This window comes from Streptomyces sp. P9(2023), from assembly GCF_032436795.1.
GTDB lineage: Bacteria > Actinomycetota > Actinomycetes > Streptomycetales > Streptomycetaceae > Streptomyces.
The window spans coordinates 1-272 of sequence record NZ_JAUPWM010000472.1 but is presented as its reverse complement, the minus strand read 5'-3'; the positions used below and the strand labels follow the sequence as shown (position 1 = coordinate 272).

Genomic DNA, 272 nt, shown 5'->3' with positions numbered 1-272 from the left:
CACTGATACCGTCGAAGAAACACGAAAATCGCTCGAAATGTTAGTAAACGAATATAAAACTCAAATACCAAGCAATTCTGAATTGACGTTTTTGTTGAATGAATTGCTATCAAAACGCGACCAAGAATTGTTGAGCGTTAACTCTAAACCGAAACCAGAATTGATTCCTGAAATTGACGCCGAACATATCGAACAGCAATTGTTTGATGTTGAAACGTCAATAAAGGATATGGAATTGAATAAAGTTCCTGTTTTTGATTTTGATGTGAAAG

General features: G+C 34.9%; 1 protein-coding gene. It reads left to right on the top strand.

What is annotated here, in order from left to right; genetic code table 11:
• Positions 1-37: 37 nt before the first annotated feature.
• On the top strand, positions 38-272 hold a 235-nt coding region (locus Q5762_RS38425), incomplete at its 3' end, for a hypothetical protein (RefSeq protein WP_315896953.1).